The 16833-nt window shown below is 50.7% G+C and carries 10 protein-coding genes; 7 read left to right on the top strand and 3 right to left on the bottom strand.

Annotated elements, in window-relative coordinates; translation table 11 throughout:
- Position 1 precedes the first annotated feature (1 nt).
- From addB to HPY31_RS14785, 6 genes are all read left to right on the top strand, one after another.
- Positions 2-3499, top strand: a complete 3498-nt coding sequence (gene addB, locus HPY31_RS14810; protein ID WP_172141327.1) for a helicase-exonuclease AddAB subunit AddB — start codon at positions 2-4, stop codon at positions 3497-3499.
- The gene (addA, locus tag HPY31_RS14805; RefSeq protein WP_172141326.1) at positions 3468-7295 is read left to right on the top strand and encodes a helicase-exonuclease AddAB subunit AddA; all 3828 of its coding nucleotides are present in this window, start codon (positions 3468-3470) and stop codon (positions 7293-7295) included. Before addB ends, addA begins: the two co-directional genes overlap by 32 nt.
- Before the next feature lie 551 nt (positions 7296-7846).
- Positions 7847-8314, top strand: a complete 468-nt coding sequence (locus HPY31_RS14800; protein ID WP_172141325.1) for a DinB family protein — start codon at positions 7847-7849, stop codon at positions 8312-8314.
- A 117-nt stretch (positions 8315-8431) separates the two neighbouring features.
- The gene (gene bcaP / locus HPY31_RS14795) at positions 8432-9850 is read left to right on the top strand and encodes a branched-chain amino acid transporter BcaP (protein ID WP_305793569.1); all 1419 of its coding nucleotides are present in this window, start codon (positions 8432-8434) and stop codon (positions 9848-9850) included.
- A 118-nt stretch (positions 9851-9968) separates the two neighbouring features.
- Positions 9969-10487, top strand: a complete 519-nt coding sequence (locus tag HPY31_RS14790) for a ribonuclease FAU-1 family protein (RefSeq protein WP_172141324.1) — start codon at positions 9969-9971, stop codon at positions 10485-10487.
- 198 nt (positions 10488-10685) lie between these two features.
- Positions 10686-11612: an Ig-like domain-containing domain gene (locus HPY31_RS14785; protein WP_172141323.1), complete on the top strand. Its 927-nt coding sequence runs from the start codon at positions 10686-10688 to the stop codon at positions 11610-11612.
- Between the two features lie 339 nt (positions 11613-11951).
- On the opposite strand, the gene HPY31_RS14780 is transcribed toward HPY31_RS14785, so the two are convergent.
- Genes HPY31_RS14780 through HPY31_RS14770 form a run of 3 tightly spaced genes read right to left on the bottom strand, consistent with a single transcriptional unit; the run spans position 11952 to position 14438 of the window.
- The gene (locus HPY31_RS14780; RefSeq protein WP_172141322.1) at positions 11952-13499 is read right to left on the bottom strand and encodes an MFS transporter; all 1548 of its coding nucleotides are present in this window, start codon (positions 13497-13499) and stop codon (positions 11952-11954) included.
- The gene (locus HPY31_RS14775) at positions 13496-13936 is read right to left on the bottom strand and encodes an SRPBCC family protein (protein WP_172141321.1); all 441 of its coding nucleotides are present in this window, start codon (positions 13934-13936) and stop codon (positions 13496-13498) included. The genes HPY31_RS14780 and HPY31_RS14775 overlap by 4 nt, the downstream gene beginning before the upstream one ends.
- Before the next feature lie 13 nt (positions 13937-13949).
- Positions 13950-14438 carry a MerR family transcriptional regulator gene (locus tag HPY31_RS14770; RefSeq protein ID WP_172141320.1) on the bottom strand — a complete coding sequence of 163 codons (489 nt, stop codon included), beginning with the start codon at positions 14436-14438 and terminating at the stop codon, positions 13950-13952.
- 189 nt (positions 14439-14627) lie between these two features.
- Between HPY31_RS14770 and HPY31_RS14765 the strand changes: the two genes are divergently transcribed.
- Positions 14628-16826, top strand: coding sequence for a DNA topoisomerase III (locus tag HPY31_RS14765; protein WP_172141319.1), 2199 nt, complete (start codon positions 14628-14630; stop codon positions 16824-16826).
- Positions 16827-16833: the final 7 nt, after the last annotated feature.

The raw sequence follows: 16833 nt of genomic DNA, 5'->3' as shown, positions 1-16833 counted from the left end.
CATGGCAGTCCAATTTATACTGGGACGGGCAGGGACGGGGAAGACAGAATCGATTCATCGGCAGATGCAAGCCCGGCTGCGGGAAAAGCCGTTGGGTTCGCCTATGATTCTGCTCGTGCCGGAACAGGCAAGCTTTCAGGAAGAGTATGCGCTCGCTACACTGCCAGAGCTGGGCGGTGTGATGGGGACGCAAGTGCTCAGCTTCGGTCGATTGGCTCACAGGCTCATGCAGGAGCTGGGCGATCTGACTACCGTGCCTGTCGACGATCTGGGTAAGCATATGGTTTTACGCATGCTTTTGGAGCGACACAAAGAAGAGCTGAACATATTTGGGCGCTCGGCGACGCAGCCTGGGTTTGCTGCTCAGCTCGGTCGCTTGATTAGTGAGTGCAAATCGTATGGCGTATCCTTCACCCATTCCGAGAATGTGGAATGGGGAGGAGCCAATCTCAATCAAAAAATACATGACCTTCGCTTGATTATGAATGCGTACGAGGCTTACTTGTCAGAGGGATATTGTGATGCAGACGACATCCTGAACCGAGTGGCCACGATGGTGCGTGATTCCATGTACATCAAGCAGGCTGAAATATTTATCGATGGCTTTACCGGGTTTACGAATCAAGAGCTGCGCTTGATCGATCAGCTGATGCAGCACGCCAAGCAGGTGACGATTGCGCTGACGCTTGACCCGAATGAACGTGACGCCTCTGTGGATGAACTGGGGCTGTTTCACCCTACGTTACGAACGTATCAAGCCTTGACTCTGATGGCGCGTGAATCGGGTGTATCCATCGCCAAGCCGCTTTTATTGACCGAGGCACAGCGATTCAAGAGCAGTCCTTGGCTGCGTCAGGTCGAGCAAGTGTATTTCCAATGGGGAGACCCGCCGATCCCGGATCAGCCTGGACGTGCTGACGAAGTGACGATGCTCTCAGCAGTGAACAGGCGGGCAGAGGTTGAGGCTGTGGCCTTGAAGCTCCTGACTCTGTCGAGAGAAGAGGGATATCGCTGGAAGGACATGGCGATATTGCTTCGGGAAATAGGGACGTACGCTGATGAGATTTCGGCTGTGTTTACCGAATACGGCATCCCGCACTTCCTGGACCAGAAGCGTTCCGTCATGCACCATCCCTTGGTAGAGCTGGTGCGATCGGCATTGGAGGTCATTGTTACGAGGTGGCGGTACGACGCTGTTTTCCGTTGCTTGAAAACGGACCTGCTCCTTTTGGATATCACCGATGAGCATACAGCCCGGAAGGAAATCGATCGGCTGGAAAACTACGTGCTGGCTCATGGTGTCTTTGGCTATCAATGGGCAGAAGAATCTCCTTGGCATTTCCGCGGGCAAGCAGGCGCTGAGGAAGACGCGCAAATCGATGAGTTGAGACGCAAATACGCAGCGCCGCTCCTGTCCTTTGAAAAAGAGATGAAGCAAGCAAAGGGCCAAAACGTACAGGAAATGACCCTAGCCCTGTACAACCTTCTGATCGCGCTGGATGTGCCTAACAAGCTGGAGCATTGGCAGCGAAAGGCAGAAAATGACGGCGATCTCGATGCAGCACAGGTGCACGGACAAGTATGGACAGGATTGATCGAGCTGATGGATCAGGTCGTGGAGGTCATGGGTGACGAGAGCATGGACTTAGCGACATTTGCCCGTGTGCTCGACAGCGGTCTGGAGACGATTGAATTGGGACTCGTTCCCCCGGCACTGGATCAGGTGCTGATCGGGGCGATGGAGCGCTCCCGTCAACCGGATGTCAAAGCTCTGTTTTTGCTTGGCGTAAACGAGGGCATTATTCCGTTGCGGCCAAAAGAAGAAGGAATTTTGGATGAGGCGGAACGTGAGCGACTGGCTGAAATGGGCATGTCTCTGGCGCCGAGTGCAAAACAAAAGCTGATGGCTGAGCCTTACCTGCTGTACCAGGCGATGACGAGACCGTCGGAGAGGCTGATCCTGAGCTGTGCGTTGGCGGATGAAGAGGGAAAGGCACTGCTGCCGTCTTCTGTGTTCACCCGCATCCGGGAAGTGCTACCGGATATTCCGCATCAGGTGTTTTATAACGAACCGACGGGACAGCATGAGACAGATGCATTCCTGCTCGGACATCCGAGACGTGTGTTCCGTCATCTTTTGACGCTATTGAGATCGATGAAGAAAACAGGAGAGCTGCCAGACTTCTGGTGGGAGGTGTACGACTGGTATATTCGCGCTTCTCCCGATGTCAAACGGGAGCAGTGGCTGCTATCCGGCTTGCGCTATTTCAACCGACCGCAGGAGCTGGATTTGGAAACAAGCACGACCTTGTACGGCAAACAACTAAAAATGAGCGTATCTCGTCTGGAGCGGTTCCAGTCATGTCCGTTCTCGCATTTTTCTTCCCATGGTCTCAGATTGGCGGAGAGAACGATGTACAAGCTGGAGCGTTTCGATGTGGGAGAGCTGTTCCACGCATCACTCAAGCGGGCCGTTGAAAAAATGAACGAAGACAATCTGGAGTGGAGCAAGCTGACGGAAGACAATAGCATGCAGCTTGCAAACGTAGTTGTAGAAGAACTGGTTCCTGCCACTCGCAGCAGCATTTTGACGCGGACAGCCCGGTATCGTTATTTGTCCGGCAAGCTGAAGCGAGCCGTTGGACGCGCGATTTACGTACTTGGGGAGCATGCGAAGCGCAGCCGTTTTGCCCCAGTAGGACTAGAGGTTTCGTTTGGGCCGAATTCAGATTTGCCGGGATTGGCTTTAACGCTTGAAAATGGCGTGGAGCTTCAGTTAATCGGACGAATTGACCGCGTTGACCAATCACTGGATAGTGAGGTCCCGTACTTGCGCGTGATTGACTACAAATCCAGTCCCAAGCAGTTGTCTCTCTCGGATGTGTGGAACGGTCTGAATTTGCAACTACTCGTCTATTTGGATGTCGTCGTGGCAAATGCCGAGGAATGGCTGGGGAAAAAAGCTGAAATGGGAGGCGTTTTCTACTATCAGGTAGCGGATCCTTTTGTGACGGCAAAACGCTTGCTAACAGCAGACGAGGCGGCAAAGGAGCGGGCAAAGCGCTTGCGCATGAAAGGCTTGATGCTCGCAGATCCAGAGCTGGCACGAATGATGGATGGCTATGTAGAGCAAGGGGCGTCAGAGCTGGTGCCATTTGAAATCAAAAAGGACGGAACGCTTTCGTCGCGATCCTCCGTGGCAACAGCCGAGCAATTCCAAGCTTTGACCTCCTATGTTCGCGATACTGTGAAGCAAATCAGTACGCGCATGACCAACGGGGAAATCCAGATCGAACCGTACACAAACGGGACGATGACGGCTTGTGATTACTGTTCGTACAAGCCGGTATGCAAGTTTGATGGAGATGCGGGCGGGAATGAGCATCGACAGCTTGCCAAATGGAACAACAAGCAAATTTGGAGCATGCTGGCAGAGCAGCAGATGGCAGGAGAAGGAGGTATGACCGATGGCGGATCAACAATTGCAGGCCAAGCCTGAGCAATGGACAAACGAGCAATGGCAAGCGATTATCCAGCGCGGGAATAATCTCCTGGTGGCTGCTGCGGCAGGCTCTGGGAAAACCTCAGTCTTGGTTGAGCGGATTATCCGACGCATCATGGACGAGAAGGACCCGGTTGGAGTCGATCGACTGTTGGTGGTGACCTTTACCAATGCGGCAGCGGCAGAGATGCGTCACCGGATTGGCGATGCCTTGCGAAAAGCATTGAAAGATGACCCACACTCTTCTCATCTCCGTCGACAACTGGCACTGCTCCAGCGGGCGACGATTACGACACTTCACTCGTTCTGCTTGGGGATTTTGCGTCAGTATTACTATCTGATTGAACTCGATCCTGATTTTCGCATTGCCGATCAGATGGAAGGGGAGCTTTTGCGTCAGGATGTCTTGGAGGAACAGCTGGAGAGCTGGTATGAGAATGACGCGGACTTTCATGCATTAGCTGATGTGATGCTGGACGGTCAGGATGACCATGCCCTCACCCTGTTGCTACTCAGGCTGTATGAGTTTTCGCGCAGTCATCCGGCACCAGAACAATGGCTCGGGGAAGCGGCAGGAATGTTTGCGATTCACGATAAAAACGGTCTGGACGGGCTGGAGTGGAGTAGAAGCGTGCTTCGTTCTGTGGAGCTGGCACTCGGTGGAATGACCGCCAAGATGCGTAGGGCAGTTCTTTTGGCTGGCTCACCGGAAGGGCCTGCTGGCTATTTGCCTTTGCTTGAGGCGGAAGCCGCTGCCCTGCACCGTGCAGGAGCGGCTTGCAAAGATGGCTGGGAAGCGACCGCCGAAGCGATTCGAGGAGTTGTTTTTGCCAAACTGCCTCCGGTGAAAGGCACAGATCCGTTCGTGAAGGAACAGGTGCAGGACCTACGAAACAGTGTGAAAAAGGAACTGGCAGAGCAAATCGAGCAGTACTTTTCTACGACAGCCGAGCAGTACGTCGCGGACTTGCAGCGGATTGCTCCTCACATGCAGACATTGGCCAGGCTGGTTACAGCATTTTCGGATGCTTTTCAATTAGAAAAGCGCTCACGTGGCTTGGTCGACTTTGGAGACTTGGAGCATCTGGCTCTGCGTGTTCTGACTGAAACGAATGAGTCTGGGGAGACTGTTCCTTCGTCTATCTCCACTCAATTGCGCGAACAGTTCGCTGAAGTACTGGTAGACGAATATCAGGATATCAACCTCGTGCAGGAGACAATCTTGCAAATGGTTTCCCGAGACGGAGCGAATGGTCAGCCAGCGAATCGATTCATGGTGGGTGACGTGAAGCAGAGTATTTATCGGTTCCGTTTGGCAGAGCCGAAGCTGTTTCTCGAAAAATATGTAACCTATCAAAAAGATGGTGATGCCGACGAAGTGTGCATCGGACGGCGTATCGATCTGGCGGCGAACTTCCGCAGTAGAAGGGAAGTCGTAGATGCCGTTAACTTTTTGTTTCGTCAGATCATGTCTCACGGGGTAGGTGAGATCGGTTATGATCCTTCGGCGGAGCTTATCAACCGCGCGTCTTATCCTGAAGCACAACCGAACCGTTTGCAGGCAGAGATGCATCTGATTGACCGGAATACAGTGATAGCAGAAGAAGGTCAGGCAGTAGTTGCAGAGGCGACAGATGAGGGCGAAGCAAGTATTCCCGATGGGGAGTCCGCAGAGGAAGCGAGTGTGGCACAGCTGGAAGCACGCCTGATTGCAAGCCGTATTCGTCGCTGGATGGAGCCGGGCGAGGGAGAAGAGCCGCTACTCGTTTTCGATAAAAAGGCTGGGGGAATGCGCCCGCTGGCCTATCGCGATATCGTTATTTTGCTTCGTGCGACCTCAGGCTGGGGGCAGACGATGCAAGAGGAGCTGCACGCAGCAGGAATTGCTGTGTATGCAGAGCAGACTGCGGGCTACTTTGCGGCGACTGAGGTAGAAACGATGCTCTCCTTACTGCGTGTCATTGACAACCCGCTCCAAGACATTCCATTGGCAGCTGTTTTGCGATCTCCTATCGTCGGTTTGCGGGAGGAGCAACTTGCTCAAATCCGCATTCACTACGCGACAGGGCCGTTTCACCAAGCTGTTCTCCGCTATGCAGAAGAACGCCCACCCCAAGAGTCGTGGGAGAAAAGGCTGCGACAGTTCTTTGGCCGATTGGATCTATGGCGGACAGAGGCTCGCAGAGGTGCTTTATCGGAACTGCTGACGACGCTGTACCGGGAGACAGGTTATCTCGATTATGTAGCGGCTCTGGAAAACGGTCAGCAGCGACAGGCCAACTTGCGTGCGCTCTATGATCGGGCGAGACAATACGAAGCTGGCTCCTATCGTGGCTTGTTCCGCTTTTTGCGCTTTGTCGACCGCCTGCAAGAAGCGGGCAATGATATGGGCGAAGCAAGAACCATCGGGGAAAACGAGGATGTCGTACGTATCATGACGATCCACAAAAGTAAGGGGCTGGAGTTCCCTGTTGTATTTGTGGCGGGCATGGGCAAGCAGTTTAATACGATGGATTTGAAAAGCCAGTTTTTGTTGCATAAAGATCTGGGCTTTGGCCCGATGGCTGTTGAGCCCTCCATGCAGCTGCGCTATCCGAGTCTGGCTGCGTTGGGCATCCGGCAAAAGCTGCGTCGGGATATGCTGGCAGAGGAAATGCGTGTGCTTTACGTGGCTTTGACGCGTGCACGCGAGAAGCTCATTCTTGTCGGTTCATCCAAGGATCTCGCAAAAAGTGTGACGGACTGGGGAAGACAGGATGACAGCGAGCGGCTCAGTGACGAAGACCTGATTCAGGCAAAGGGATACCTGGACTGGGTAGGGCGTGCGATGCTGCGACATCCTGGGGCAGGATTGCTGCGGGCATATCCAGAGCAACAAGGCTCAGGAGACGTCGTGAGAGTCAGAAGTGTGCCGGATGATTCGGTTTGGTCGTTTCACTTCTATCAGGCAGATGAGCTTCGTGCCCAAGGAGAGTCAGTCAACGACGAGGCGTCTCTGTGGGAGCGCATTACCAGGCGAGAGGCGATTGCGGAACGACCGTCTGATGATACTTTGCGAGAGATTGTCGACAAGAGATTAGGATGGCAGGACCCGCATCCAATTGCGCCTCGCGTAGCTGCGAAATGGAGTGTCAGCGAACTCAAGCGACATGCCAAAGTCAGCAAAGGCGGACAGTCACTTACACTGCCGTCCATTACGGAAAAACCAAAGTTTTTGTCTGAGCAAAAATCCAACCGACTGACAGCAGCAGAAAAAGGAACAATCACGCACTTAGTGTTCCAGCATCTCGATTTGAAGCGCCCGCTGGATGAAGCGGATATTCGGGAGCAGGTGACGGCACTCGCGGCGCACCGCTTTTTGACTGACGAGCAGGTACAAGCTGTAGACGTTCCTCAGATCGCCCGATTTTTCGCTGATCCTTTGGGGCAGCGAATGAAGTCGGCGGCGGTCGTGCATCGTGAGTTGCCATTTACCCTCGTGCTACCTGCTTATGAAGTAGAAGCGGAGTTGGGTGAAGAGAGCGACGAGAAGGTTGTCGTCCAAGGGGTCATTGATTGCCTGTTGGAGGAGCAGGATGGAAGCTTCGTCCTGATCGATTTCAAGACAGATTGGATGGCAAAAGAGGCGACTGCCGAAGCCATCGAAGAGATGAAGCGAAGATACGAAGGCCAGATCAGGCTATACGTCCGAGCGATCAAGCAGATCATCAAGCCAAAAGGGAACGTGTCTAGTTATCTTTATTTACTTTCAGGTGGTTTCTCTCTTTCGTTTTCGGATGAAAGCATAGATTAGTATATTGGACCGTCAGGGGCTGTTCTGGCGGTCTTTTTGCTTATTAGAGCTGCTGAGGTAGGGGAAGAAGCGCATTTCCAGTCTACGCTTCGACCTACGCCCCGCAAGGGGGGAATGACTGTCCGCTTCGAAATGAATGGCAGGAGCGCTTCAAACGTAGAAGTTTCGATGAAGAATTTCATAGGTGAAGCTGAAATTCCCCGCCATTCATTTCGAAGCTAGGATGGGCTCCAGTGGCGCTTGGACTGGAAATGCGCTTCTTCCTACGCGGCTTTGGCTAACTGCTTGAAGATAGATTCAAGGAAGTATCCCTCATTAATGTTTTAAAAGCCGGAAGAGATCAAAACCATACGAAAGCACTGTCACATGTTTGGAAGGAGACCGCCCGAACGAAGAGAGGATACAGGCGACTGGAAAACATGTGGCAGGGCTTCTCCCGACCACTACTGTCAGAAGCCCACCACTAAAAATCTCACACAATAAGAACGTACGTGCTATCATTAGTTAGAATTTTCCTACTCATCTACTCAAATAGATAAGGAGTGAACTCAATGAAGATGCTTTTCCAGTATAACTGGCAGGTACGGGACGAATGGATGGAATGGTGCAAGCAGCTTCCACCAGAAGAATTGCTACGCGAGCGTACAGGTGGGGCTGGCACGATTTTGTACACCTTGTTTCACATTGCTGACGTCGAGTATAGCTGGCTTCGGGGTGTACAAGGAAAGTCGGATGTTCAGGTGGCATACGAAGCGTACAAGACGCTAGAAAAAGTAAAAGAGCTATCAGATGCCTGGCGCCAAGAATTGCGTGATTTCATCGAAAATTGGTCAGACGAGAGGGGAAGCGAATCGGTAAAGGTCGCCTGGGATGATGAAGTGTACACGAAGGGGGAGCTGCTTCGGCATGTCATCGCCCACGAGATTCATCACATGGGGCAGTTGTCTGTTTGGGCAAGAGAGCTCGGGATTACCCCTGTTTCCGCCAATGTCATTAGGCGCGGATTAACGCACAGGTAGCTCTAACAAACCTCGATCCAAGCTGCGCCTGTGCATAATTTTTCCCTTAACGGATCATACTCCAACTGTTTTCAATCTCGGTTGGAAGTGAATGACCCGCTTGGGAGGTCGCACATGATGTCATGGAAAAATCAATTGCTGAGAAAAAAGTCGGTCGTGCAAATGCTGGAGCAGGTGGATAAAAAAGAAAGCTCTCTTAAAAAGTCATTAGGTGCTTTTGACCTGACAATGCTGGGCATTGGTGCGATCATGGGAACAGGGATTTTTGTGCTAACGGGGGTTGCCGCAGCCTTGCACGCTGGACCGGCACTCGTTTTGTCTTTTGTTATTGCGGCACTTGCCTGTGTGTTTGCCGCACTCTGCTATGCAGAATTTGCATCGACTGTTCCGGTGTCAGGAAGTGCTTATACATACAGCTATGCCGCATTTGGTGAGTTTGTCGCATGGATGATCGGGTGGGACTTGATTCTCGAATACGGAGTGGCTTGTGCGGCAGTGGCAAGCGGATGGTCGGGATATGCCCAGGGATTGCTAGCCGGGTTTAACATCCATCTGCCACATGCGCTCACGAGTGCGTTTGATGCATCGAAAGGAACAATCATTGATTTACCTGCGGTCCTCATCATTGTCATCATCTCAGCTTTATTGATGAAAGGGACGAAAGAGTCAGCGAGCTTGAATACCATCATGGTGTTAATAAAAGTAGCGGTAGTGGTCCTGTTCCTCGTCATTGGGGTCAAGTATGTCAAACCGGAAAACTGGAGTCCATTCATGCCGTTTGGTTTTGCGGGAGTAGCGACTGGAGCCGCAACAGTGTTTTTTGCTTTTATCGGATTTGATGCGGTGTCTTCTGCGGCCGAAGAAGTGCGCAATCCCCAGCGCGACATGCCAATCGGGATCATCTCGTCCTTACTCGTATGCACAATTTTGTACATTGCTGTTTCACTGACATTGACAGGGATTGTTCCGTACTATTTGTTAAATGTCAAAAATCCGGTCGCGTTTGCGCTCAGCTATGTCAATCAGGACTGGGTAGCAGGCTTCATTTCGTTGGGAGCCATCGTCGGAATCACGACCGTTTTGTTAGTCATGATGTACGGACAAGCCCGGATGTTTTTTGCAATGAGCCGAGATGGCTTGCTCCCTGAGCTATTCTCGCACGTACATCCCCGAACACAGGTACCACAAAAGAGCACGCTTGTCGTAGCTGTATTAGTAGCAACCTTCAGTGGATTATTGCCCCTCTCCAGCTTGGCCCAGCTCACCAACATCGGAACGCTGTTTGCTTTTATTTTGGTCTCGGTTGGAGTGGTTGTACTGCGTCGTACACATCCGCAATTACCGAGGGCTTTTCGCGTCCCGTTTGTTCCGCTTTTTCCCTTGCTCTCGGTTCTCTTTTGCGGATATCTCGTTTTCAACCTGCCTACACTGACCAAGTTCGGTTTTCTCGGTTGGCTGTCGGTAGGAGCGATCGTCTATTTTCTTTATGGGCGCAAACACAGTCGATTGGCAACAAAAGACGACTCCCAAACATAAATGGCAGGTTCATCCGTTTAGGCATGTTCTACGTGAGCATGTCTTTGTTTGCTATCTGACAAAACGATCCTATTCATGGTAGAGTAAAAACAACCAAAACGACGAGGGAGGGCAGGCTATGAAACGAAAACGAGCAGATCGACCTGGTTGGAGACGCGTGAAGCGATTGGGCTACCAGCAAAAATGGGTAGAATCTTTATCTTTCTCAGGGTACACTGTCCGCCTGACTCTGGACGAAGTAAGTGAGCCTGCCTACATGCCTGTCGGGGATCAACTACTGTGTGTGGGCGATAGAGGATATGTGTACTTGCAGTATTTTCCCCATGGACAAGCCTATGCCGTTACGAAAATGATGGATGAGTTAGGGAATACCGTGCAGTGGTATATCGATATTTGCCGGGGACATGGCAAGGATGAGAACGGGCATATCTGGTATGACGATTTGTACCTCGACATCGTGGTACTGCCGACAGGAGAAGTATATCTGCTTGATCAGGATGAACTCGATGAGGCATTGAAAAAAGGCGTTATCACGAGCGAGTATCATCAGTTTGCTTCTGAGACCGCTGATCTTTTATTACGAAATATTTTGTCGGGCAAACGGGATGACTTTGACTTTCCGAATTTTTTTGCATAAACGTATGGAAGAACGAAGGCGGTTGTGGCTTTCGTTCTTTTTTTGGTCGACGTACCGCTTTTTGGAGTGGAGTCGGAGGCTCGGAGCTTGTCCTAGTCCAAAATAACCATATTTTTATTTCGTGTAAAAAACTGTATGTTACGCCTAAAAAATGAAATACGATTTTTATGAACAAACAAACCATGTAGGAGGAGAAGTATGAAGAGATTAGTTCAATCCTTACTCGCAGTAACACTCATGTTCAGTTTAACGCTAAACAGCAACAGCGTATCAGCAAAATCGGAGAAAGAAGAGCTTGGTGTACCGAATCAGTTCCTTGATGATGAGCAGCTAGAGGAAAATGACGCGAAATTCAAAAGTGAATACCAACTCGATAGCACGTATATTTCCGACAACCTAATCAGTTTTCCAAAACGTGGGGATGTGTTCGTATCAGTTTCTAATCCTATTATTGCGCAGACAGATGTTCCTACAAACATTCGACCTGCGCTAACATTCCTGGTGCCAATTACTTTTGACAATGATCCGTCAACAGTAGTATCTCTCTATAAGGTTGAAGGAAAATCACCAGTCAGCGGAAAATTGGAGATTAGAAATAACACACTCTATATTCGTCCTGACAAGACTTTGGAATCCAATACGAAATATGCGATCGAGATTGACAAAGGAGCAATTGTAAGCACCATTGATTCTACTAAATCAATCGATAAGTATTTATTACAGTTTGTGACCAGCAACAACGAAGCGCCTATAGTAATCGATGTAAAGCCGTATGGAGAGGAAACAAAAGTGGATGTAGATGCGGTTATTACAATTAAGTATGATCGCAAAGTGATAAGTGGAACAAAGAAATTCCTATTAATGAATGACAATGGTGCGAAGGTTCCTGCAACTTTTACTGTCAGTAATGACACTGTAACGATCCAACCGAAAGAGCCTTTAAAAAATAATGTAGAGTACTACTTAGATGTAGCCCAAGGAGCAGTAAAGGATACATTAGGGAATGAAAGCTATAAATATTTTTCCGTGTTTTCAACAGGCACCCCATCTGATTCAGGGGCCATTCCTGAGGATCCAGAACCAATTGATCTTGAATTAGGTGACATTTCAATAGAGTTTGAGTAGAAAAAATCAGTGAAGATTGGATTGAAACTTGCGACTGCTATATTAAAGGGCGACAAGTGTATAGGGTGAAATGTAAAGATAGAAGGGGTGTCTCTCTCCCAGAGAGGGCCCTTTTTTCCTTTTTTGTGACTATCCCGCTGTTCAGCGAGCGCTCGAGGTAGGGGCGGACGCCCTTTTGGTCGCGAAGCACGGCGTAGATTTGTCGTGGGGAGCAGGTCGGTACGTACATTAGCACGGAGCTTGCGGCACTGTATAAGTAGTAAGAAGGTTGGTGCGGTTTGTTTGAGAGACAGCGGCAGTCTGGGACGGGAAAATAAAGTCCTAGACTGCCACGGATCATTACATCTCACCTGGTGTTCTCTGCCCGATGGGGGGGATATGCCGAAGCTTGATCACAGTGAGTATGGCGATAGCGATCATGAGCACGCCACTAATGCTCACAACAGCATGCATGCTGTCGGTAAATGCTATCTGGGCGCCATGAAGAAGTGTTGAACCAATAGGTTCGGGTAAAGCTTTAGCTGTCGTGACTGCTCCAGCGAGACTTTCGCGGGAGGCTGCGGATGTTAACATCGTAACATCTCCCGGTATGAAGCCGGCAATTTGAGTGCGGTACACGTATGTTCCGATGCTGCCTAATACAGCAATACCCAGTGCGAATGCGAATTCACCGCTCGTTTGCAGCAAGGACGCCGCCGAACCTGCTTTTGCAGGCGGGGCTGAGCCGATAATGATATCGCTGGACAAGCTCGCAAACGGGGCGGCTCCTATATTAAAAAAGATATAACCGACGATCAGGGTTGAGAGCCCGGATCCCACCTCTACTTGGGACAGCAGAATACAACCAGTCGCCGAGACGACAAGGCCTGCCCCGATAAGAAGCGACGGTCGGACCCGCCGAGCGATGATCGGCGACAGCAACATGCCTGCCATCGATGCAATCACTCCCGGAAGCATGCACATCGCTGCTGCAAGCGGCGATAGTCCTTCCACGAATTGAAGCTGCTGTGCAATGAAGAACATGGAAGCACCTGTCAAAGTGATGCCGAACAAGCCGCCCAGTGCTGAGCTGAAGGCTGGGTTTGCGAATAGGCGCATATCTATTAGCGGACTGTCCAACCGTTGCTGCCGTCTTACGAATAACGTTCCGAAAACAACGCCAGCCACGATAGCAATGAGCGGCAGGAAATGTAGACCTTGCTTAGCGATTTCCTTTAGGCCGTATATTGTCGGCAGAATGGTGCACATCGACAGCATGACGCTAGTCATATCCAAATGACCAGGTGCAGGATCCCGATATTCGGGCAGAAGATGGGTTGCAGTCAACAACAGCAGCGCCATGACTGGAACGCCGAGTAGAAAAATCGAACCCCATGAAAAATGCTCCAGCATCATCCCGCCAACTACTGGGCCAAGCGCCATGCCTCCCATGGAGCACATGAACCATATGCCTATGGCGAGGGAACGCTGCTTATGATCGCGGAACATATTGCTAATCAAGGCCAGGGACGAAGGCGATACCGTTGCTCCGGCTATGCCAAGCAGCGCCCGTGCTGCAATCAGCATCCCAGAGGTGCTGGAGTAAGCGGCCAACACCGAAGCCAAACCGAATGCCCCTGCTCCGAACATCAGCAGCTTACGGTGTCCGAGCCGATCTCCGAGCGAGCCCATCGTGATCAGAAACCCCGAGAGCATGAAGCCGTATATGTCCATGATCCAGAGCTGTTCTGTACTGGCAGCGCCGATAGAGATACTTATGTGAGGAAGTGCGAGAATCATGACCGACAAGTCTATTGAAACGAGCAGTGCAGGCAATGAAAGCACGGCAAGTCCAATCCATTCGTTCAAACCGGCCCGGTGACTCGATTCAAGCGCAGCAGCTTTCATTGGGCGTCGAGAACCTCTCCGAGCCGATCCAACATTACCTTTGTTCCGTGCTCACGCTGTTCAGGCGTATCGAGACCATCCAGAAAAACGCCCTGCTCGGTATAGATCAAGCGCGTGCCGCCGTCTACGGAATCGAATTCTACCGTCGTCACGGAGACAGACATCCGCTTGTCTTCTATGTCCAGCGTGTAAGAGTATACAATTCGCCTATTCTGAACGATTTCCTGATAGCAGGCATCGAATGTGTAAACGGGTCCCCCAGGCGGACCACCACGATTGAATTCGCGTCCGCCGACGCGGAAGTCGAACTCTTCGGCTTTAGGAAACCAACTGGCTTTCGCTGCTTGACCCGCCCATGCAGCGAATACACGAGCAGGGGAATGCTTATAGTTCCTTTCAATGACAAATGTGGAATGTTTGGCTGATCTTTCACTCACAGTCGAAACCTCCTTATCCGGGCTCATCCGGATGCTCATCTAAATATTCACCAAGTCGGTCGAGGTGGCGATCCATACTCGATTTTCTCTCGGCGAAAAATTTCTCATGCTTCATTCTCATCGTTCGTATGATGTTCATGAAATGCTCAACGGTAAACGGTTCGTTTCTTTGCATCCGACTCGACACATTCTCAAGCTCATGCAAGAGTTTCTGCTGCATGCGGATACTTTCTTTCAGGCTGTCTATTTGAATGGAAACAATGTCTGACAGGCTGAGCTGGTCTCCGGCCATAACGGCTTTAATCTGCTCCAGCGATAGCCCCAACTCCTTTAAGGACAAAATTTGCTGTAGGCGTGAAATGTCCTTTTCGGTGTAGAGTCTGTATCCGGATGGCGAATAGCCGGATGGTGAAAACAAGCCTATCTGATCGTAAAAACGTAAAGTCCGTATCGTAATTCCCGCGATTTTCGCAAGTTCTCCGACTTTCCAATGACTTTTCATGATCAGCCCCTTTCTTGATCGCTAGCGTTTCACCGGTAACTTCACTATAAACCGTTACGTTACGTAATGGTCAAGAACCCGTATGAAGTTTTTTCCAATTTGTGAGCTTGCACATTTCTAGCCCCTTCTTCCTGCTTTTTGTTTACAATGGATATCAGAGTGTTGAATTGGTTTGAAAGGATGTCGTACATGAGTAAAACAGTTGTACTGGCAGAAAAGCCTTCGGTTGGACGAGACATTGCCAAAGTATTGCAGTGTCACAAAAAAGGAAACGGCTTTTTTGAGGGAGATAAATACATTGTAACGTGGGCGCTCGGGCATTTGGTCACTCTCGCTGATCCTGAAGCGTACGGGCAGCAATTCAGCTCCTGGCGAATCGAGGATTTGCCGATTATGCCGTCCCCATTGCGCTTGGTCGTGATCAAGGAAAGCAACAGGCAATTCCAAGTCGTCAAACAACAATTGAGACGCAACGATGTTGGGCAGATCGTCATTGCGACGGATGCAGGACGTGAAGGAGAGCTCGTAGCCCGGTGGATTCTCGAGCTGGTTCACGTGAATAAACCGATCAAGCGTCTGTGGATTTCCTCAGTGACAGATAAGGCAATCCGTGAGGGCTTCCGCAATCTAAAGGACGGCAAAAACTATGAAAACTTGTTTGCCTCCGCTGCTGCTCGTGCAGAAGCCGACTGGCTCGTTGGAATCAATGCCACCCGCGCCTTGACGTGCAAGCATAACGCCCAGCTTTCATGTGGTCGTGTCCAGACGCCAACACTTGCCATTGTGGCAACGCGAGAAGAGGAGATTCGTCGCTTTACGCCCAAGCCGTTTTACGGACTGTCTGCGGTGGCCCAAGGTCCGATTCAGCTCCAATGGCAGGATCAGCAAACGAAGGATTTCAAAACCTTTTCCAAGGAAAAGGCTGATCAGCTAATAGCCGCTCTTAAACAGGAGAAAAATGCAGAGGTTATCGAGATTACCCGTGCGAACAAAAAGACGTATGCACCACAGCTGTACGATTTGACGGAGCTGCAACGGGATGCCAACCGGATGTTTGGCTATTCGCCAAAACAGACACTGTCCATCATGCAAGGGCTATATGAACATCACAAGGCAGTGACATACCCACGAACAGACTCTCGCTATCTCTCTGCTGATATCGTCGAGACGCTGCCGGATCGAATCAAGGCTGTCCAAATGAAGCCATATGCGCCCCTCGCCGCCAGAATCCTGCGTGCGCCGATCAAAGCGAACAAATCGTTCGTGGATGACAGCAAAGTATCTGACCACCATGCGATTATCCCGACGGAGCAGGCTGTTTTTCTCGGTGATTTGAGCGATAAGGAACGCAAGATTTTCGACCTCATCGTGAAGCGTTTCCTGGCCGTTTTGTTACCTGCGTTCGAATACGAGCAAACGACCATCCAGGCGAAAATCGGGAATGAAACATTCCTGGCAAAAGGAAAAACCGTGCTCTCCCAAGGCTGGAGAGAGGCGTATGACCACGATGTAGAAGAAGACGATGCGAAGGACGGCGTAAAGGAACAAATCCTGCCTTCTCTTGCCAAAGGAGATCGCTTGCAAATCCAGTCGATTTCCCAAACCAAGGGCGAGACGAAGCCGCCAGAGCCTTTCACAGAAGCGAGCCTGCTGTCTGCGATGGAAAACCCGGCGAAATACATGGCAAACGAGAGCAAGGATTTGATCAAAACGATTGGGGAAACGGGCGGACTTGGTACGGTAGCAACCCGCGCAGATGTGATTGAGAAGCTGTTCAACAGCTTTTTGCTAGAGAAGCGCGGCAAGCATATTTTTGTCACCGCAAAAGCCAAGCAATTGCTAGAGCTAGTCCCGGATGAAATGCAATCGCCGACCTTGACCGCCCAATGGGAGCAAAAGCTTGGTGCCATCGCCAAAGGAAGCTTGAACAAGCGAGCGTTTATCGAAGAGATGAAGACGTACGCCAAAGAAGTCGTCCAACAGATCAAGAACAGCGATCAGACTTTCCGGCACGACAACGTGACCAGAAGCAGATGCCCGGAGTGTAACAAGTTTTTGCTGGAGGTAAACGGAAAGCGCGGCAAAATGCAGGTATGCCAGGACCGGGAATGCGGCTATCGCAAAAGCATTGCCAAGCAAACCAATGCCAGATGTCCAAAATGCCACAAAAGATTGGAGCTGCGCGGAGAAGGGGAAGGACAAACCTTTGTCTGCGGTTGTGGGCACAAGGAAAAACTGAAGACCTTCCAGGAACGTCGCGACAAGGAAAAGGGCAGCAAGGTTTCGAAGAAAGAAGTAGCCAAGTATTTGAAGGGGCAAGACAAGGAGCCGGACGAAGGAATCAACTCAGCGTTGAAAGACGCACTGTCCAAATTAAAGTTCGACTAAAGGGCAT

It is taken from the genome of Brevibacillus sp. HB1.3, assembly GCF_013186635.1.
Lineage (GTDB): Bacteria > Bacillota > Bacilli > Brevibacillales > Brevibacillaceae > Brevibacillus > Brevibacillus brevis_D.
The sequence above is the reverse complement of the archived record's forward strand: the minus strand, read 5'-3'. Positions and strand labels throughout refer to the sequence as shown.